Genomic DNA, 18,378 nt, shown 5'->3' with positions numbered 1-18,378 from the left:
CGATCCGCAGAGCCCGTGGCAGCGCGGCACCAACGAGAACACCAACCGCTTGCTGCGTCAGTACCTCCCCAAGGGCCTCGACCTCGCCACCTTCAGCCAGGCCAAGCTCAGCGCCATCGCCCGCCAGCTCAACGAGCGGCCCAGAAAAACCTTGCTCTACAAGACGCCGGCTGAGACCTTCGCCCAAGCCGTTGCGACCACCGGTTGAACCCACAATTAGTTCCGGCCGTTCCCATTTCACCATCGTTTTCGGGATGGCAGCGCTCGCCTGCGGTTTCCCTAAAGCAGTCAGTCCGCTTGCTACCAGTTCCAGTCATCGGTGGCGGAGACACCCTCCGCCCTGCTCACCAGAGACCACAAAAACGGTGGGTTCAAAGGCAGCTACTGCCGGCCGATACCCCCGAACGGCAACCGCAAGAAGCCCCCCAGCCGGGGACAGTCGACTTCGACGACATGACGACGGCCTATATTGCCCTCCCCCTTGTCTGGTCACGTCAATACAGACGCCAACCAGCCGCCTTCGGCATTTACCATTCAGAAGTCCGCATCTGCCAATGCCTCGAACGCATCGAACACCCGCCAAGCACCTTGATCCTCGCGAAAACGGACGACGAAGTTGCAACCGCCGCGCTGCCAAATAATTTCTCGTACCGGTGTGCGCGCGTTGTGCGCGGCACCGCCGGGCAATTGGCTGGCTACCCCGCCACTGTAGGTGCCGACGCCATCGCCAGCGCGGAAGCGGCTCTCGGCGTGCGGTTTGCCGTAGGCGGCGAGCAGATCGTCAGCACTGCGTTCGATGAGGGCCGGGTGGCGCTCCATGCGGGCATTCTGATACTCGTCGTCGCCGCACTGGCTCGCGTCCCACGGCGGTACGGGACGAGAGGGCGCTGTCGCCGGCATCACGGTATTACTGGGTACAGCGCCAGGCGACGCAACGGCGTCGTCCAAGGCGGCCCCGTTGCCGGGCGTCCCGTCGCAGGCCGCCAGCAGTGTGGCGAGCAAGAGCGGCAGCACCGTTCTCATTTCGGAAGCGTCGTGGCGAAGCGAGTGCCGGGTGCCATCTGGTCGAGTTGCTCGACCATCGTTCGGAAGTGGCGATTGCGCAACTCGCGTCCGACGTTGATGACACTCGCCTTGTCGGCATGGAGAAGCAGAAAGCGGCACGCGTCTGTTCACGAGAGGCTCCTTCCCCAAGCGCGGACCGAAACGCCAGTTAAACAGAATTCCTGGCGCACTGCGGAAAGACCCTTCGCCGCATTCAAGCAAATACCGCAGAAAACTTGGATGTAAGAGCCGCAACCGCTAACCTGTACCGAGGCGATACCGCTGAACTGCAACGGCAGGTACCACCCACGGTCGGCCGTTCGTCTACGAGACTGCGCCCAAGTTCAGCAGCCGCAGCGTCTCCGCATCGCGCTCTCCATCGTAGAATCCGTCTAGCACCGCGCCGAACACCGGCTCGCCCGGTGCCGCCGCCTCGAACAACGTCATCGACGAGCGCAGCTTGATCGCGTCGATGCCGCCCAGCACCGCCTCGGCCGAGCGCCCGCGGTGCGCGAGCAGCGCCTGCGCCGCCTCTACCAGTCGCGCGCCCAGCACCGGATGCGCGCGGTACGCCTGCGCCTCGGCCGCATCGGCGATGGCATAGAAGCGCGCGGTCTCGCTGCGGCCGAGCCCGGCGATCTGCGGGAAGACGAACCACATCCAGTGGCTGGTTTTGCGCCCGGCCTTCAGTTCGGCGAGCGCCTGCGGCCACACCCCGTCCTGCGCCGCGACGAAGCGATCGAGCGCCGCCATGTTAGGCCCGCCAGGCTGTGACGAGATAGTCGAGCCGCGTGTCGTCGGAGATGGTGAAGCCGCGCGCGGGCGAAAACGACAACCCGCGGACTTCGCCCACCGTCAGCCCCTCGGCCCGCAGCAGCGCGGTGAGTTCGTCGGGGCTCAGGAACTTGTCCCAGTCGTGCGTGCCGCGCGGGATCGCGCCGACGCCTTCCGCCAGCGTGATCATCGCCAGCCGCGACAGCGGCGTGCGGTTGGGCGTCGACACCACCATCAATCCGCTGGGCGCCAGCGCCGCCGCCAGTCCGGCGACGAAGCTGGCGGGATCGGCGACATGCTCGATCACCTCCAGCGAGGTGACCAGGTCGAACTGCCGCCCCGCCACCGTCTCGACGCCGCCGGCGATGTAGTCGATCGCCAGGCCCTGGCTGTCGGCATGGGCCCTCGCCGCGCCGATGTTCTCCGGCGCGGCATCGACGCCCGTCACCGCCGCGCCCAGCCGCGCGAGCGGCTCGGCGAGCAGCCCGGCGCCGCAGCCGACGTCGAGCGCGGTCTTGCCGGCGAGCGGCGTAAAGCCCTGCCCGTCGCCGCTCCAATGCGCGTCGATCGCCTGCCGCAGGAAGCCGAGCCGTGCGGGGTTCAGCCGGTGCAGCATCGCCGAGGAGCCGTGCGGATTCCACCAGTCGGCCGCCAGCGTGCCAAAATGCGCGGCCTCCGCCGCCACCACGCTGCCGTTCGCCGCAGGTGCTTCGCTTGCCATTCCCATATCCCCTCCCTATCAGCGCAACCCGATGTTCCCAAGGGGGTGAGGCGCTCGGTCAATGGCTCGCATCGTGATGAAGTTCGGCGGCACCTCCATGGCCGGGATCGAGCGCATCCGGAGCGTCGCCCAGCGCGTCAAACGCGAGTGGGAGGCCGGCAACCAGGTCGCGGTCGTCGTCTCGGCGATGGCGGGCGAGACCGACCGGCTGGTGGGCTTCTGCCGCGAAGCCTCGTCGCTCTACGATCCGCGCGAATATGACGTGGTGGTCGCCTCGGGCGAGCAGGTGACGAGCGGGCTGCTCGCGATCGCGCTCCAGGCGATCGGCGTGCCCGCGCGCAGCTGGCTCGGCTGGCAGCTCCCCATCCACACCTCCGACGCGCACGCCTCCGCTCGCATCGGCGAGATCGATACGCAGGCGCTGCTCGCCGCGACGGCGGGCGGCGAGGTCGCGGTGATCCCGGGCTTCCAGGGGCTGGCCGAGGGCGGCCGCGTCACCACGCTCGGCCGCGGCGGATCGGATACCTCGGCGGTGGCGGTGGCGGCGGCGATGCAGGCGGATCGCTGCGACATCTACACCGACGTCGACGGCGTCTACACCACCGATCCGCGCATCGTGCCCCGCGCACGCAAGCTCAAGCGCGTGACGTACGAGGAAATGCTGGAGCTCGCCAGCGTCGGCGCCAAGGTGCTGCAGACGCGCTCGGTCGGGCTCGCGATGAAGGAAGGGGTCCGCGTCCAGGTGCTCTCGTCCTTTGCGGACGCGGATGCGGCGGCGGAACCGGGCACGATGATCGTGGGCGAAGAGGAAGTGGACGACATGGAACGCCAGCTCATTACCGGCATCGCGCACGACAAGAACGAGGCCAAGATCACGCTGACCGAAGTGCCGGATCGTCCGGGTGCGGTGGCGGCGATCTTCGGCCCGCTCGCCGACGGCGGCATCAACGTCGACATGATCGTGCAGAACGTCGCGCATTCGACCGGGTCGACCGACGTCACCTTCACGATCAACCAGGCCGAGCTGCCGCGCGTGCTCGACGTGCTCGATCGCGAAAGGGCGACCATCGGCTACGACCGGCTGGTGCACGACACCCGCGTCGCCAAGATCTCGGTGGTCGGCGTCGGCATGCGCAGCCATGCGGGCGTCGCCTCCACCATGTTCAAGACGCTGGGCGATCGCGGCATCAACGTGCAGGCGATCACCACCTCGGAGATCAAGGTCAGCGTGCTGATCGAGGAAGACTATACCGAGCTCGCGGTGCGCGTGCTCCATACCGCCTATGGCCTGGACGCGGAGGACACCGCCGCCTGATCGGGCGGCGGCGCTATTCCCCCAGCAGGTGCAGCGCGATCCGGCGCCGGTGAGGCGCGCGGCGGTGCTCGAACAGATAGATGCCCTGCCAGGTGCCGAGCACCGGCCGGCCGCTCGCGACCGGGATCGACAGCTGCACGCCGGTCAGCGCCGTGCGCAGGTGCGCAGGTGCGCGGGCATGTCGTCCGGCCCCTCGTCGTCGTGGGCGTAGGCGGTGCGATCCTCCGGGGCGATGCGACGGAAATAGGCGACCAGGTCGTCCTGCACCTCCGGCGCCGCATTCTCCTGCACCAGCAGCGAGGCCGAGGTGTGCCGGCAGAACAGCGTCAGCAGCCCGGTCGCCATGCCCTGTTCGGCCACCCAGCCGCACACGTCGCGCGTCACCTCCACCAGCCCCTGCCCGCGCGTGGGCACTTCCAGCTCGCCGATCGCCTGCCGCATCGTCTTGTCTCCTTTGCGCAACGCCACCTGCTAGCCGTAGAGCGTCTTTCGACCTCTTTGCACCGGATCGCCCTGAGCCGTAGCCTCATCAAAGCGGACCGACGGCAAACGCTCCAAAAGCCGGCGTTCGCGTCGGCATCTGCGCTTCCCGATAGCTGACATTATTCGACAGCCTTATACGTTCTTTATTTGGGGGGATGGGCCATGACAGAACCAGCAGAAATCGAACAAGCTTTGACCGAACGAGGCGTTGGCATGATGCTTTTTAGATGGCTGCCAGCAATAACTGCCATTGGAGCGGCGATTGCCACGATCGTTGTCGCGCTCATCTCCTGGAACGCCTCACGTAGCTCGACTGACAAAGACTATGTCGCGCTCGCGATGAATATCCTGTCCGACAAATCAAGCTCAGTGCCAAGCCGCAGGTGGGCAGTTGCAATCGTCTCAAGGCTGTCGCCCGTTGAGATACCTCCAGAGCTAGCCGCTGGCCTCGCTACAGGCCGCTCTGTGCTGCCTTCCGAGCTCGACCCGAACGCGACACGGGCAACGATAATGAGCTGCTTCAAGCCGGTGCTGGAAAGCAGCATGGCCAAGCCTGCGCTGGTGCCCGACCTTCCTAAGGAGAAGGACGGCGTGAAGGGTTGGCTAATGTTCGCCGTCGAAGACAGCGGGCAACTCCAAAAGGCAAACAATCGTATTATTGGACTGACCGAAGTGATCGATATCTGCGTCCGGCGACCGATGGAAGCAAAGCCGTAAGAAATTCTAACCAGTATGCAGATGTGGACAGCGCTAGACGCCACTGCTTATTTCATCAACAAACGCCTGCTTAGATGCCTGATCGCCGAAAGCGGCCACTCCGATTTTTGCCCAGCCCGTACGTTGAGCGCTTGATTTAGAACTGTCTGTTATGGGTTCACGACCTGACCTGGTGGTTTTGTCGTGCTTCCGAACCGGCAGGTGTTCCACCTTCCTCGAAACCGCTCTAGGGCCTTGCAATGACCACCGCTTCCTCCGTCGGCGCCGAGCGCCTCGCCCGCCGCATGGCTCGCGGCGCCGCCTTCCTCGGCACCGAGACCGCGATCCTGTGCGGCGCCATGTCCTGGGTGTCCGAGCGCAACCTCGTCGCCGCGATCTCCAACGCCGGCGGCTTCGGCGTGATCGCGTGCGGCGCGATGACGCCCGAACTGCTCGATGGCGAGATCGCCGCCACCAAGGCGCTCACGAACAAGCCGTTCGGCGTCAACCTCATCACCATGCACCCGCAGCTGATGGATCTGATCGCGGTGTGCGCCAAGCACCAGGTCGGCCATGTCGTGCTTGCGGGCGGACTCCCGCCTGCCGGCAGCCTCGACGCGATCAAGGCGTCGGGCGCCAAGGTGATCTGCTTCGCGCCCGCGCTCGCGCTCGCCAAGAAGCTGATCCGCTCCGGCGTCGACGCGCTGGTGATCGAGGGGATGGAGGCCGGCGGCCACATCGGCCCGGTCTCCACCAGCGTGCTAGCGCAGGAAATGCTGCCCGAGATCGCCGAGGCGCTGCCCGTGTTCGTCGCCGGCGGGATCGGCCGCGGCGAGGCGATCGCCGGCTATCTCGACATGGGCGCCGCCGGCGTCCAGCTCGGCACGCGCTTCGCCTGCGCAACCGAGTCGATCGCCCACCCCAATTTCAAGAAGGCATTCTTCCGCGCCTCCGCCCGCGATGCGGTCGCCAGCGTCCAGATCGACCCGCGCCTGCCGGTGATCCCGGTGCGCGCGCTCAAGAACGCCGGTTCGGAGCTGTTCACCGCCAAGCAGCGCGAAGTCGCCCAGTCGCTCGACGAGGGTACGCTGGCGATGGCCGAGGCGCAGCTCCAGATCGAGCATTACTGGGCGGGGGCGCTGCGCCGCGCGGTGATCGACGGCGACGTCGAGCACGGCAGCGTCATGGCCGGCCAGTCGGTCGGGATGGTCAAGAGCGAGGAACCGGTTGCGGCGATCCTCGCCACGCTGATGGAAGAAGCTGCCGCCGCCCTCGACAAGCGGGCCGCCTGACGGGAAGCCACGCTTCGTCATCCTGACGGAAGTCAGGATCCATTCTCGAAGCAGGATCGTTGCGCGAATGGATGCTGACTTTCGTCAGCATGACGAGGTGGGATGGATGCGAAGCCCTCTCGTACCCCGGCGGAGGCCGGGGTCCAGTTGGGAAAACTTGGCGGATGAAGCGCCTGCATCGGCCGCTATCCCACCTGGGCCCCGGCCTCCGCCGGGGTATAAGTTAGTACGCCCGCGCCACCGCGAACTCGACCGCCTCGACCATCGCGTCCTTGGCGGCGCCGTCGGCGAACGGCGTGAGCGACTCGATCGCCCGCTGCCCGTAATGCCGCGCCCGCGCCATCGTGTCCTCGACCGCCCGGCTGCTGCGCACCAGCTCCACCGCATGCGCGAAGTCCGCGTCGGTCGCCCGCCGGCCCGAGACCGCGTCGCGCCAGAAGCCGCGCGCTGCCTCGTCGCCGCGCGCATAGGCGAGGATCACCGGCAGCGTCATCTTGCCCTCGCGGAAGTCGTCGCCCGCGTCCTTGCCCATGGTGGAGGCGTCCGAGACATAGTCGATCGCATCGTCGACCAGCTGGAACGCGATGCCGAGGTTGCGGCCATAGGCGTCGAGCGCCAGCTCCTCCGCCTGCGGCCGGTCGGCGACCACCGCGGCGATGCGGCACGCGGCGGCAAACAGCGCGGCGGTCTTGGCGCCGATGATGTCGAGGTAGCGGTCCTCGTGCAGATCGACCCGGCGCACCGCGGTCAGCTGGTTGACCTCGCCTTCCGCGATCACCGCCGAGGCGTTCGACAGGATCTTGAGCGCGGCCAGGCTGTCGGCCTCCACCATCAGCTCGAACGAGCGGCTGAACAGGAAGTCGCCGACCAGCACGCTCGCCGGATTGCCCCAGATGATGTTGGCGGTGCGCTTGCCGCGGCGCAGGTCCGATCCGTCGACCACGTCGTCGTGGAGCAGCGTGGCGGTGTGGATGAACTCGACCGCCGCCGCCAGCAGATGGTGGCGCGTGCCCTGGTACCCCAGCAGCTGCCCGCTCGCGAGCGTCAGCATCGGCCGCAGCCGCTTGCCGCCGCCCGAGATCAGGTGGCCGGCGAGTTCCGGGATCAGCGGGATCTTGGACTGCATGCGATCGACGATCACCGCGTTGACGGCCGCCATATCCCCGGCGACGAGCGTCATCATCGGATCGAGCGACGGGTCCTTCACGCGACCGGTCGGGGTGAGGCGGTGTACGGTGGCACTCATGCCCCGCCGATGTGGCTGCATCGCAGGACGAACGCAAGGCTGCGCAGGCTTGCGCGATGCGGAAAGCGACGCGAAAAGCGCCCGCACGCGTCCGAGGCAAGAACGGGCGAGGGAAGGACTGGGATGACCGACGACACGCTGGCCCGCTATCGCCAGAGCATCGACAACATCGACGCGGCGCTGGTCTTCATGCTCGCCGAGCGGTTCAAGGTGACCCAGGCGGTCGGCCGCTACAAGGCGGAGACCGGGCTTCCCCCCGCCGATCCGGGGCGCGAGGACCGGCAGATCGCGCGGCTGCGTGCGCTTGCCCGCGACGCCGATCTCGACCCCGAGTTCTCCGAGAAGTTCCTGCGCTTCATCATCGAAGAAGTGATCCGCCACCACGCGCAGCTCCAGGCGGGCTGAGCCGTGGCGGACGACCGGATCGTCTTCGCCCCCGACGACGTCGATCTTAGCCGCTCGCCGCTGCGCCGCGGCATCGCCGAGCCGACCTTCGTGCTCGGCGCGTTCAACCCCGGTCTCACCCGCCTCGCCAACGGCAACCTGCTGCTGATGGTGCGCGTGGCGGAGGCGCTGGCCGAGCCGATCCGCGACGGTCAGGTGCGCTCGATCCGCTGGACGCCGGCCGGCTATCGCCTCGACGGCTTCGATGCCGCTGGCGCCGACACCGCCGACCCGCGCTTCTTCGTGCTGGCGGGCGGCGCCTATCCGTTCCTGGGGCTGACCTCGCTGTCGTGGCTGCTGCCGGTCGAGCTCGACTTAGAAGGCGAGCGGATCGTCGCCGTCCATTACGATCGCGCGATCGAGCCCGACGCGCGCCACGGCGAGTACGGCATCGAGGACCCGCGCATCGTCCGCATCGGCGATCGCTGGTGGATGACGGTGTGCGCGGTGTCGGGCGGGCGGCTGTGCACGGTGATGTACGATTCCGACAACGGACTCGACTGGCGCCCGTGCGGTATGGTGCTCGACCACGGCAACAAGGACATGATTCCGTTCGAGGGAACGGTGGGCGACCGCCATCTCGCGCTCACCCGGCCGCTGTCCGACGCGTGGTTCGCGATGCCGCCCGGCGACGACGACGCCGGCGGCCCCTCGATCAACCTCGCGACCTCGCCCGACATGCTGCACTGGCGCCCGGTCGCCGAATTCGCGATCCGGCCGCTGAAGGCCGCGGCCGCCTCCAAGCTCGGCGGCGGCACCCCGCCGGTTCGCACGCCGCGCGGCTGGATGCTGCTCTACCACGGCGTCGAGAAGCAGGGCGCGGTCGGCGTGTATCGCACCTATCGCGCGCTGCTCGATGGCGACGATCCCACGCGCATCCTCGAGCGCGAGGAAGCGGCGCCGGTGCTGGAATCCGCGCCCGAGCTCATCGCCCCCTTCGCACACCAGGCCTATCTGCCGCAGCCGGTGGTGTTCACCACCGGCATCGTCGACGCGGCCGACAGCTGGCTCGTCGCGTCGGGCGAAGCGGATCTCGCCTGCCGCCTGACGCGGATTCCGAAGGCGCGGCTGGACTGAACCGACAAGGATATCGTGCCCCGGCGAAGGCCGGGGCCCAGTTGGGAGGACGGCGGTTGGGTTCCGAGCCTCACCGACGGCGCCGCAACTGGGCCCCGGCCTCCGCCGGGGTACGGCGGTGCGAGCATGTCGGTTCTCAACACGGGAGCACGGGAGCGCCTACTCCGCCTTCCGATACGCCCCGCGCAGGTTCTCCGTCGGCACCAGCGTGCCGTCCTCCTCGATCTTCAGCTCCATCCTCGCGAAGATCGATGCCATCCCGTCTTCGGGCAACGTCCCGGGATCGGCCACCAGCGTCAGCGTGTCGCCGCTGCGGCTCCACCGCCCCTCCGCGGCGACGTCCAACGCCCCATAGGCGAGCATCCACTGGTAGCGGCCGTCGTCCCGCAGCAGCAGTTCCGAGCCGACCTCGGTCATGCCCGAGAGATAATAATGGCCGGCGAGACCCTCGGGCTCGGCGAGCGCCGCTACGGGCACCATCAGCAGCGCGGCGATCCACAGCAACAGGCGATTCATTCTTCTACTCCGCAGCCAGCAACGTCTCGGCGCCGCGCAGATCGACCGAGACCAGGCGGCTGACCCCCTGCTCGACCATCGTCACGCCGAACAGCCGGTGCATCCGGCTCATCGTCGCGGCATTGTGGGTGACGATCAGGTAGCGCGTCTCGGTCTCCTCGGTCATCCGTTCGAGCAGATCGCAGAATCGGTCGATGTTGGCGTCATCGAGCGGCGCGTCGACTTCGTCGAGAACGCAGATAGGCGCCGGGCTGGTCAGGAACAGCCCGAAGATCAGCGCCACCGCGGTCAGCGCCTGCTCGCCACCCGACAGCAAAGTCAGCGACTGGAGCCGCTTGCCCGGCGGCTGGGCGAGGATTTCCAGCCCCGCCTCCAGCGGATCGTCCGAATCGACCAGCGCCAGATGCGCCTGGCCGCCGTTGAACAGCGTGCCGAACAGCCGCTGGAAATGCGCGTTCACCGCATGAAAGGCGGCGAGCAGCCGCTGCCGCCCTTCGCGGTTCAGGATGCCGATCGAGCCGCGCAGGCGATTCACCGCCAGCTCCAGTTCCGCGCGCTCACGATCGCTGCTCGTGCGCGCGGCGTCGAGTTCGGCGAGCTCGCGCTCCGCCACCAGGTTGACCGGCCCGATCCGCTCGCGCTCCATCGTCAGCCGGTCGTGCTGCGCCGCCTCGGCGTCCGGCGTGCCGACCTCGGCGCTGTCGAACCCCAGCCGCTGCGGCAGGATCGGCGGCGGGCATTCGAAGCGCTCGCCCGACAGCCGCGCCGTCTCGACGCGGCGCTGGTCCTGGTTCTCCGCACGCGCCGCCGCCCCGGCCCGCGCCTCGCGCGCGGCGGCGAGCGCCTCGCCAACGGTACGCAGCGTCGCCTCGGCCTCGCGCAAGGCGCGGTCGGCCGCCTGTTCCTGCGCCTGCGCGGAATCGACCGCCTCGCGCGCGCCGAGCAGCGTCGCGGTCACCGCATCGATCTCCGCCGACAGCGCGTCCGGCCGCCCGGCGATCGCGTCGCGCTCGCGCGCGCCTTCGGCCGCGCGTCTGTCGAGATCGGCGATCCGCCGCACCGCCTCGCCCGCGCGCTGTTTCCAGCCGCGGCTCTCCGCAGCGGCCGCGGCGATCCGCGAGCGGGCGGCACCGGCGGCGCGCTCGCGCTCGGACGCCGCCGCTCGCGCATCCGCCACCGCCCCGCGCCCGGCCTCGGCCGCCGCCGACAGCCGCGCGACCTCGGCCTGGGTTGCGCTGCCGTCGGGTAGCGCCGCCACCGTCGCCTGCGCCCGCGCGGCTTCCCCCGCCGCTTCCTCCAGGTCGACCGCGGCGCGACGCTGGCGCGCGGCCAGGTCCGCCCGCTGCGATTCGGCGCGCTCGATCGCCGCGGTCGCGCGATCCTCCGCCCGCGCCGCCTCGCGCGCGGCGCTTTCGTGCGAGTCGACGCTGCGCCGTGCCTCGGCGCCTCGCGCCTTGGCGGTGCGGATCGCCGCCTCTGCCTGGGCGAGCTCAGCCGCCGCCGCCTCGACCGCCGCCGCCGCCTGTGGCCGTGCCGCCGCGAGCGCGCGCAGCCGGTTGGCGCGCTGGAGCCGCTCGGCCGCCGCCGCACCGCCGCCCGCCTTGGCGCGATAGCCGTCCCAGCGCCGCAGCGCTCCCTCGAGCGTCACCAGGCGCTGCCCCACCGCCAGTGCGACGCCAGTGTCGTCCTCGCACACGAACACCTGGGCGAGCCGTCGTGCGAGCGCCGGCGGCGCCTCCACCTGCGCCGACAGCGCCGCGACGACGGGCGGCGGCGACGGATCGGCCGCCGTCGGCTCGGCGCCCGCCCAGAAGCGATCGTCGGCGGGGTCGAGCCCGGCCTCGACATCGTCGCCCAGCGCCGCCGCCAGCGCGCGCTCATAACCCGGCGCCACCGTCAGCCGGTCGAGCAGCCGCTCGCGCCCGCCGCGCCGCTGCGCGCGCTCCAGCGCCGCCGCCTCGCCGTCGAGCGCGGCGAGTTCGGCCGCCGCCGCCGCGCGCGCCGCCTGCGCTGCGTCGCGCTGGGCGCCCTGGGTTCGCTCCTCGGCTTCCGCTGCCGAGAGTTCGGTTCGCGCGCGATCGATGCCGGCAAGCGCCGCCTCGCGCGCCGCCACTGCCGCTGCCCGTGCGGCGTGGAGCGGCACCGCATCCGCCAGCCCCGCCAGCTCGCCCGCGATCCGCCGCTCGTCCCGCGTGGCGCGATCCAGCCGCGCCTCGGCCGCCTGCAGCGCCGCCCGCGCGACGCGGACGTCGGCCAATTCGCTCGCCTGCCGCGCCAGTGCCTGGGCGAGCGCTACCTCGGCATCGCGGCTCGCCTGCTCGGCCGCCGCCAGTGCCGCAGCGAGCCCCGGCAGCGCCGCGTCGGCGGCCGCGACCTCCGCCTCCAGCGCCTTGCTTTCCGCCGCCAGCCGGGCGAGCGCGTCGGCGGCATCGCTCGCCAGCGCGCCTTCGCGGCCGCGATCCTCGGCGATGCGCGCGACCGCCGCCTCCAGTTCGCGCAAGCGCCGTTCGGCAGCCCCGCGCTGCGCCACCAGTGATTCGCGGCGATGCGTCGCCTCGGACAGCGCGTCGCGCGCCGCCTGGGCGGTGCCGCGATGCCGGGCGAGCGCCGCCACCGCCGCGGCCTGTCCGGCTTCGGCCGCCGCCTGCTCGGCGGTGCGGGTCGTGACCAGCGCCTCCGCATCCCGGGCTTCCGCGCGCGCCGCATCCGCCGCCGCCGCCGCATCGCGCCAGCGCGCAAAGATCAGCCGCGCCTCGGCGACGCGGATCCGTTCGGAAAGCTCGCGATAGCGTTCCGCCTGCCGCGCCTGCCGCCTGAGCTGGGCGATGCGCCCGTCCTGGTCGGCCAGCACCTCGGCCAGCCGCGCCAGATTGGCCTCAGTCGCGCGCAGCCGGTTCTCGGCATCGCGACGGCGGACATGGAGCCCGGCGATCCCCGCCGCCTCCTCCAGCATCGCCCGGCGCTCGGCAGGCTTGGCGGAGATGACGGCGCTGATCCGGTTCTGGCTGACGAGCGCGGGCGAATGCGCGCCGGTGGCGGCGTCCGCGAACAGCAGCGCCACGTCCTTCGCGCGCACGTCGCGGCCGTTGATGCGATAGGCGGAGCCGGCGCCGCGCTCGATCCGGCGCACCACCTCGACCTCCTCGGCGTCGGGCCCGACCTCGTCGGCGAGGATCGACACCTCGGCGAAGTCGCGCGGCGGGCGCGTCGCGGTGCCGGCGAAGATCACGTCCTCCATCGCCGCACCGCGCATCGACCGGGCGGAGTTCTCGCCCATCGTCCAGCGCAATGCTTCGAGGAGGTTCGACTTGCCGCAGCCATTGGGGCCGACCACGCCGGTCAGCCCCTGTTCGATCACCAGGTCGGACGCGTCGACGAAGCTCTTGAAGCCGGACAGGCGCAGCCGCCGGATCCGCATCGCCGCACGCGCCCGGTCAGAGGGCGATCAGGCGCCGGCGTCGCGCAGCGCCGCCTCGACCTGCGTCCAGCTCACCGCGTCGACCTTGCTGTCGTTCAGGAAGAAGCTCGGCGTGCCGGTCACCTTGTCGGCGGCGTCCTCGGTGATCTTGGCGAGCGCCTCCAGCCCCTTCTGGTCGGCCAGGCACTGGCGCGCCTTGGCTTCCGGGATGCCGCGCTGCTTGACGAAGTCGAGGTAGCCCAGCTGCTCGGCCCACAGCGCTAGCGACTGCGCGGGCGGCATCTGCTGCACCCGCGCCTGGAAGCTCTCGGGCAGCGCCTGGAGCTTTTCCAGCACCGCATTCTGGTTGGCGTACATCTGGTCGAGGATCGGGAAGAACGGCCCGGTTCCGCCGCAGCGGCCGAGCAGCCCGGCGGCGAGATCGGGCGCGCCGTGCACCGCGAAGTCGCGGAACTCGTACGAAACCTTGCCGCTCGCGACATAGGTGTCGGCGAGCTTCGGCACCGAATCGCGACCGAACTGGCCGCAGGTCGGGCAGGTGCGCGAGCCGTATTCGACCAGCTTGATCGCGGCATCGGGGTTGCCCATGCGATAGCCGCCCTCCGGCGTCACCGACACCGTCTCGACCCAGCTGGTGCCCGCGGGCGCCGGAACCGCCGCGACCTTGGCGGCAGGCGCCGCGCCGTTGCCGGAGCCGGCATCGCCGCCACACCCGGCGAGCAGGAGGAACGGCAGCAGGGAGAAGGCGATACGCATGGAAGGCTCCGTCGAATGAAGAGGGGTCAGCGCTGCAGCGCTTCGCGCAGCGGCGGCTCGACCTCGGGCCAGCTGTTGGCGGCCAGGAGGTTGCCGTCGATCTCGAAGCTGGGGGTCGCCTGGATGCGGCCCTGCATCGATTCGGTGAGCGCGATCAGTTCCTGCCGCGCGGCGGGATCGACCAGGCAGCGGTCGACCTGCTGGGCGCTCAAGCCGCTGCGCTGCATCAGCGCGGCGAGCCCGGAGCCGGCGGCCATCCGCCGCAGCCGCGCCTCGAGCGTGGTCGCGCCCTTGAACGCGTCCGGCTGCCCCTGGAACGCCACCGCCTTGTCGAGCAGCGCCTTCTGATTGGCGAAGATCAGCGCGTGCTGGCGCGCGAAGCGGGCGGCGCCGCCGCAGCGCGCGAGCAGCGCGCTGGCGAGGTCGAGCGGATCGCGCACGAAGCTGCGCACCTCGACGCGGACTTGGCCGTTGCGCACCAGCCCGTCGTGGAGCGGCGCCTTCGATTCCTCCTCGAAATGACCGCAGTGCGGGCAGGTGTAGCTGACATATTCGACCAGCGTGACCTTCGCCTTGGGATTGCCGATTTGATAGGCGCCGCTCGGCGTCTTGACCGCGGCCGTCCGCCAGTCGCGCGCTTGCTGTGCGTTCGCAGGCCCCGCCACCACCAGCCCGGCGAGCAGCCCCGCGACCATCCCCAGCACCCGCATCAACGCACCTTTCCCAGCACCGGAATCGAAAGCGGCGTCGGCGGCGCCGCGACCCCGGCCGCCAAGGCAGACAGCACCGCCTTGAGCTCGGGATCGGCGATGGTGCGCAGGCTGTCGCCCAGTTCGGCGGGCACGTGCGTCGGCTGCGGGCGCGGCGGCGCGACCCGCTGCGTGCGGCGCACGTCGCCCTGTCGGAACGCGATCCGGCCGACCGCGGCATAGCCGAAGAAGCGGTTGACCCGCTCGACGATCTCCGGGCCGATATGCTGCATCATGGTGACGTGGGCGCCATGCACCACCAGCGTCAGCACCCCGTCGGCGCGCTGCCCCTGCGGGAAGCGGATCGATTCGGGCGCGGAAACGCGCGCATAGCGTTCGCCGACGATCTCGGGCCAGCGGCTCACCACCGCGCTCTGGACGAAGCCGAATTTGCGGAACGCCGCCCGGCCGATGTCGGGCAGCAGGTCCGCCACCGCGCGCGCATAGCCGTGGCGCTTCGGCTCCTCCTTGGGAGGCCGGACCTTGGTGACAGCGGGGGCTTTGGAGGGCGTCGTCATCGCAGGCCACCCATGCCATAGGCGCGGGGTGCCCGCCAACCTTTCTGCAATCGCTCCCGCCCTGCTCACCTGGTACGACGCCAACGCGCGCAGCCTGCCGTGGCGCGCGCCGCCCGGCACCCCCGCGCCGGACCCGTATCGCGTCTGGCTGTCGGAGGTGATGCTCCAGCAGACCCAGGTCACGACCGTGCGCCCGTACTTCGAGAAATTCGTCGCGCGCTGGCCCGACTTCGCGAGCCTCGCCGCCGCCGAGGACGCCGAGCTGATGGCCGCCTGGGCAGGGCTCGGCTACTACGCCCGCGCCCGCAACCTGCTCGCCTGCGCCCGTACCGTCGCCCACGAGCACGGCGGCGTGCTGCCCGATACCGAGGAGGGCCTGCGCGCGCTGCCGGGCCTGGGCGCCTACACCGCCGCCGCGGTGGCCGCGATCGCCTTCGGTCGGCGTGCGGTGGTGGTCGACGCCAATGTCGAGCGGGTGGTGGCGCGGCTGTTCGCCCTCCCCCAGCCGCTCCCCGCCGGTCGCCCCGCGATCCGCGCTGCCACCGACAGGATCACCCCCGACGCGCGCGCCGGCGACTTCGCCCAGGCGATGATGGATCTGGGCTCCGGCATCTGCACCCCGCGCACGCTGCGCTGCCTGCTCTGCCCCCTGCGCACCCAGTGCGACGGCTTCGCCACCGGCGATCCGGAGGCGTTTCCGCTCAAGGCGCCCAAGCGCGAAAAGCCGCAGCGCCACGGCACGATCTTCTGGCTGGAGCGCGATGGCCGGGTGCTGCTGGTGCGCCGCCCGGCCAAGGGGCTGCTCGGCGGCATGCGCGCGCTGCCGACCGGCCCGTGGGTGGAGGCGCCGCCCGGTCTTGCCGAGGCGCCGGCCGAGGCCGAGTGGCAGATGATGGGCGCGGTCACCCACGGTTTCACCCATTTCCGGCTCGCCTGCGCGGTTGCGGCTGCCACGCTTCCGGCCCACATGCCGGTGCCGGACGGCGAATGGTGGCCGATCGACGCGCTCGACGAAGCCGGCATGCCGACGGTGTTCGTCCGCGCGCAGCGGCTGATGGAGGGATTGCGATGACGGCACGACGCTGGATGGCGGGGCTCGCGGCACTGGCGCTGGTCGCCCCGTCGGTCGCACCACCGGTTGCGTTCGCGCAAGCCGCCCCCACCCGCCCGGGCCAGGCGCCCGCCCTCCCCAGCGTCGAGGAGCTCGCCGACCGCTATGTCGCGCAGGGCCGCGCACCCGGCATCGCGATCGCGATCGGCGGCGCCGGCGACACCCGCTTCGTTTCCCGCGGCCGGCTGTCGGAGGGCGGCGGCCCCGTCACCCCCGATTCGCTGTGGCGCGTCTATTCGATGACCAAGCCGATCACGGCGATGGCGGCGATGATGCTGGTCGAGGACGGCAAGCTGCGGCTCGACCAGCCGGTGGCGGAGATCCTTCCCGCCTTCGCCAAGATGCGCGTGCTGACCGATCCCGAGCACAGCCTCGCCAGCCGCCCCGCCGCGCGGCCGATCACCATCCGCCACCTGCTCACCCACACAGCAGGGCTGGGCTATTCCGTCGTCACCAAGGGGCCGCTGCTCCACGAATACGAACGCCTCGGCATCCTTCCCGGCGCGATCAACCCCAAGGTCGAGGCGGAGATGGCCCGGGTACGGCCGCAGTCGCTCGCCGCCTTCGCCGATCGCGTCGCCACGCTGCCGCTGATCGCCGATCCGGGCAGCACATGGAGCTATTCGATCAGCCTCGACGTGCTCGCGCGGGTGATCGAGGTCGCAGGCGGAATGCCGTTCGAACGCTTCCTCCAGACGCGGATGTTCGGCCCGCTCGGCATGCGCTCGACCTTTTGGCAGGTGTCCTCCGACCAGGCCGGGCGGCTCGCGACCAACTATGTCTTTCTCGGCGACCGCGCAGTGCCGTTCGATCCCGCCGCGACCTCGATTTTCCTGAAGGCGCCGAGCTTCCCCTATGGCGGTGCCGGCCTCGTCATGTCGGCGCGCGACTACGACCGATTTCTCCACATGCTCCAGAACCGCGGCAGCCTCGACGGCACGCGGGTGATAAAGGCGGAGACGGCCGCGCTCGCCATGTCGAACCTGCTGCCCACCGGCGTCGCCTTCACCGGCGTCGACGGCAGCACCGGCGGCACCAACGCGCCGAAGATGGGCTTCGGTGCAGGCGGCTCGGTGTACCTGGAGGACACGCCCGGCGGGCTGGGCAAGGGCACCTATGGCTGGGGCGGCGCCGCCGGCACGCTTGCCTTCGTCGATCCCGCCCGCCAACTGCGCGGCACGGCGATGGTCAATTATTTCCCCGCCGATCGCTGGCCGCTGCGCGCCGACCTCACCCGCGCACTGTCCGCGGATCTGGCGCGATGATCGGCTTCACCGGCGGCACGCTCGACCGCGCCGACCGCGAGCGCGACGATCCGCAGGCGTTCGCCGCTGCCCTCGCCCATCCCGACGCGCGACTGCTGCGCCTGCGGGCGCTGGAGCCGGAGGTCGACGACGCCGGAGCGCTGGTGTGGGACTCGCTCGATACGCTTCCCGCCGGCGTCGCGCCGCTGTTCCTGGGCTACGACGCCGGCGTCCCCCGCTTCGTCGCCGCGATCGATTCGGACGGATCGCCCACCAGCCGCTCGCCGACGCTGATGGGCGCGCTCGCCGCGATGCCGGGCGGCGACGCGGCGATCTATGCGGCCGCGCGCAGCCTCACCGACTGGCATCGCCGCCACCGCTTCTGCGCCAACTGCGGCACCCCGACCGAGCCGTTTCGCGCCGGCTGGGCGCGCCGCTGCCCCAGCTGTGCTGCGCAGCATTTCCCGCGCACCGACCCGGTCGTCATCATGCTCGCCGAGCACGAAGGCCGCGTGCTACTCGGCCGTCAGCCCTCCTGGGCACCCGGCCGCTATTCGGCACTCGCCGGCTTCGTGGAGGTCGGCGAATCGCTGGAGGACGCGGTGCGGCGCGAGGTGCTGGAGGAAGCGGGCGTGGCGGTAGGCGCGGTCCGCTACGTCGCCAGCCAGCCCTGGCCCTTCCCGTCGCAGCTGATGCTCGCCTGCATCGGCGAGGCGCTGGACGACGCCATCACGCTCGACACGCACGAGCTGGAACACGCCTTCTGGGCCACCCGCGAAGAGGTCGCCGGTGCGCTCGCTCGCGTGGAGAGCGCCCGCTTCGACGCGCCGCCCGCCTATGCGATTGCCCACAGCCTGCTGGCGCACTGGGCTTCGTCATCCTGACGAAAGTCAGGATCCATTGCCGCTCCGCCAAATCCGGAAGCGGTGCGCGTATGGATGCTGACTTTCGTCAGCATGACGGGGTGGGGCCCG

18 protein-coding genes and 1 pseudogene are annotated in these 18,378 nt (G+C 70.5%); 9 read left to right on the top strand and 10 right to left on the bottom strand.

The genetic code is table 11. The annotated features are described in order from the left end of the window. Positions 1-208, top strand: a 208-nt coding sequence (locus ACBY01_RS09575; RefSeq protein WP_416460583.1) for a transposase, incomplete at its 5' end; no start/stop codon positions are given. A 326-nt stretch (positions 209-534) separates the two neighbouring features. Here the strand turns inward: ACBY01_RS09575 and ACBY01_RS09570 are convergent. From ACBY01_RS09570 to ubiG, 3 genes are all read right to left on the bottom strand, one after another. Continuing rightward, a complete protein-coding gene (locus ACBY01_RS09570; RefSeq protein WP_416460582.1) occupies positions 535-1,014 on the bottom strand; it encodes a hypothetical protein in 480 nt (159 codons plus the stop codon). 354 nt (positions 1,015-1,368) lie between these two features. Beyond that, positions 1,369-1,797, bottom strand: coding sequence for a DUF1810 domain-containing protein (locus ACBY01_RS09565; RefSeq protein ID WP_416460581.1), 429 nt, complete (start codon positions 1,795-1,797; stop codon positions 1,369-1,371). A 1-nt stretch (position 1,798) separates the two neighbouring features. Further along, the gene (ubiG, locus tag ACBY01_RS09560; protein ID WP_416460580.1) at positions 1,799-2,539 is read right to left on the bottom strand and encodes a bifunctional 2-polyprenyl-6-hydroxyphenol methylase/3-demethylubiquinol 3-O-methyltransferase UbiG; all 741 of its coding nucleotides are present in this window, start codon (positions 2,537-2,539) and stop codon (positions 1,799-1,801) included. A gap of 61 nt (positions 2,540-2,600) precedes the next feature. Between ubiG and ACBY01_RS09555 the strand changes: the two genes are divergently transcribed. Next, on the top strand, positions 2,601-3,854 hold the full coding sequence (locus ACBY01_RS09555; RefSeq protein WP_416460579.1) for an aspartate kinase: 1,254 nt from the start codon (positions 2,601-2,603) through the stop codon (positions 3,852-3,854). A 13-nt stretch (positions 3,855-3,867) separates the two neighbouring features. Here ACBY01_RS09555 and ACBY01_RS09550 read toward each other — a convergent pair. After that, positions 3,868-4,295, bottom strand: a pseudogene (locus ACBY01_RS09550) (secondary thiamine-phosphate synthase enzyme YjbQ). A gap of 204 nt (positions 4,296-4,499) precedes the next feature. On the opposite strand from ACBY01_RS09550, the gene ACBY01_RS09545 reads away from it, so the two are divergent. Both ACBY01_RS09545 and ACBY01_RS09540 read left to right on the top strand, forming a co-directional pair. Beyond that, positions 4,500-5,054 carry a hypothetical protein gene (locus ACBY01_RS09545; RefSeq protein WP_416460578.1) on the top strand — a complete coding sequence of 185 codons (555 nt, stop codon included), beginning with the start codon at positions 4,500-4,502 and terminating at the stop codon, positions 5,052-5,054. A 239-nt stretch (positions 5,055-5,293) separates the two neighbouring features. Next, entirely contained in the window at positions 5,294-6,325 is a 1,032-nt protein-coding gene (locus tag ACBY01_RS09540) for an NAD(P)H-dependent flavin oxidoreductase (RefSeq protein WP_416460577.1), read from the top strand. A 223-nt stretch (positions 6,326-6,548) separates the two neighbouring features. On the opposite strand, the gene ACBY01_RS09535 is transcribed toward ACBY01_RS09540, so the two are convergent. Beyond that, on the bottom strand, positions 6,549-7,571 hold the full coding sequence (locus ACBY01_RS09535; RefSeq protein ID WP_416460576.1) for a polyprenyl synthetase family protein: 1,023 nt from the start codon (positions 7,569-7,571) through the stop codon (positions 6,549-6,551). 123 nt (positions 7,572-7,694) lie between these two features. On the opposite strand from ACBY01_RS09535, the gene ACBY01_RS09530 reads away from it, so the two are divergent. Then, the gene (locus ACBY01_RS09530; protein WP_416460575.1) at positions 7,695-7,976 is read left to right on the top strand and encodes a chorismate mutase; all 282 of its coding nucleotides are present in this window, start codon (positions 7,695-7,697) and stop codon (positions 7,974-7,976) included. A gap of 3 nt (positions 7,977-7,979) precedes the next feature. Next, on the top strand, positions 7,980-9,092 hold the full coding sequence (locus ACBY01_RS09525) for a glycoside hydrolase family 130 protein (RefSeq protein ID WP_416460574.1): 1,113 nt from the start codon (positions 7,980-7,982) through the stop codon (positions 9,090-9,092). A 159-nt stretch (positions 9,093-9,251) separates the two neighbouring features. Here the strand turns inward: ACBY01_RS09525 and ACBY01_RS09520 are convergent, their stop codons facing one another. Genes ACBY01_RS09520 through ACBY01_RS09500 form a run of 5 tightly spaced genes read right to left on the bottom strand, consistent with a single transcriptional unit; the run spans position 9,252 to position 15,049 of the window. Beyond that, positions 9,252-9,608 carry a hypothetical protein gene (locus tag ACBY01_RS09520; protein ID WP_416460573.1) on the bottom strand — a complete coding sequence of 119 codons (357 nt, stop codon included), beginning with the start codon at positions 9,606-9,608 and terminating at the stop codon, positions 9,252-9,254. Positions 9,609-9,612: 4 nt separating this feature from the next. Continuing rightward, positions 9,613-13,026, bottom strand: a complete 3,414-nt coding sequence (smc, locus tag ACBY01_RS09515) for a chromosome segregation protein SMC (protein WP_416460572.1) — start codon at positions 13,024-13,026, stop codon at positions 9,613-9,615. 27 nt (positions 13,027-13,053) lie between these two features. Beyond that, complete coding sequence (locus ACBY01_RS09510; RefSeq protein ID WP_416460571.1) at positions 13,054-13,782, bottom strand: thioredoxin domain-containing protein; 729 nt, start codon at positions 13,780-13,782, stop codon at positions 13,054-13,056. 26 nt (positions 13,783-13,808) lie between these two features. Then, positions 13,809-14,492 (bottom strand): DsbA family protein, encoded by a 684-nt coding sequence (locus ACBY01_RS09505; RefSeq protein ID WP_416460570.1) that lies wholly within the window; start codon positions 14,490-14,492, stop codon positions 13,809-13,811. Further along, entirely contained in the window at positions 14,492-15,049 is a 558-nt protein-coding gene (locus ACBY01_RS09500; RefSeq protein WP_416460569.1) for a DUF721 domain-containing protein, read from the bottom strand. Before ACBY01_RS09500 ends, ACBY01_RS09505 begins: the two co-directional genes overlap by 1 nt. Positions 15,050-15,077: 28 nt before the next feature. On the opposite strand from ACBY01_RS09500, the gene ACBY01_RS09495 reads away from it, so the two are divergent. Genes ACBY01_RS09495 through nudC form a run of 3 tightly spaced genes read left to right on the top strand, consistent with a single transcriptional unit; the run spans position 15,078 to position 18,288 of the window. Continuing rightward, complete coding sequence (locus tag ACBY01_RS09495) at positions 15,078-16,121, top strand: A/G-specific adenine glycosylase (RefSeq protein ID WP_416460568.1); 1,044 nt, start codon at positions 15,078-15,080, stop codon at positions 16,119-16,121. Beyond that, positions 16,118-17,425 carry a serine hydrolase domain-containing protein gene (locus ACBY01_RS09490; protein WP_416460567.1) on the top strand — a complete coding sequence of 436 codons (1,308 nt, stop codon included), beginning with the start codon at positions 16,118-16,120 and terminating at the stop codon, positions 17,423-17,425. Before ACBY01_RS09495 ends, ACBY01_RS09490 begins: the two co-directional genes overlap by 4 nt. Then, a complete protein-coding gene (nudC, locus tag ACBY01_RS09485; protein ID WP_416460566.1) occupies positions 17,422-18,288 on the top strand; it encodes an NAD(+) diphosphatase in 867 nt (288 codons plus the stop codon). The genes ACBY01_RS09490 and nudC overlap by 4 nt, the downstream gene beginning before the upstream one ends. The last annotated feature ends 90 nt before the right edge of the window (positions 18,289-18,378 follow it).

Origin of the sequence: Sphingomonas mangrovi (assembly GCF_047975845.1) — a bacterium.
In the GTDB taxonomy this organism is placed as follows: domain Bacteria; phylum Pseudomonadota; class Alphaproteobacteria; order Sphingomonadales; family Sphingomonadaceae; genus Sphingomonas.
This window is presented reverse-complemented; position numbering and strand designations above follow the sequence as displayed.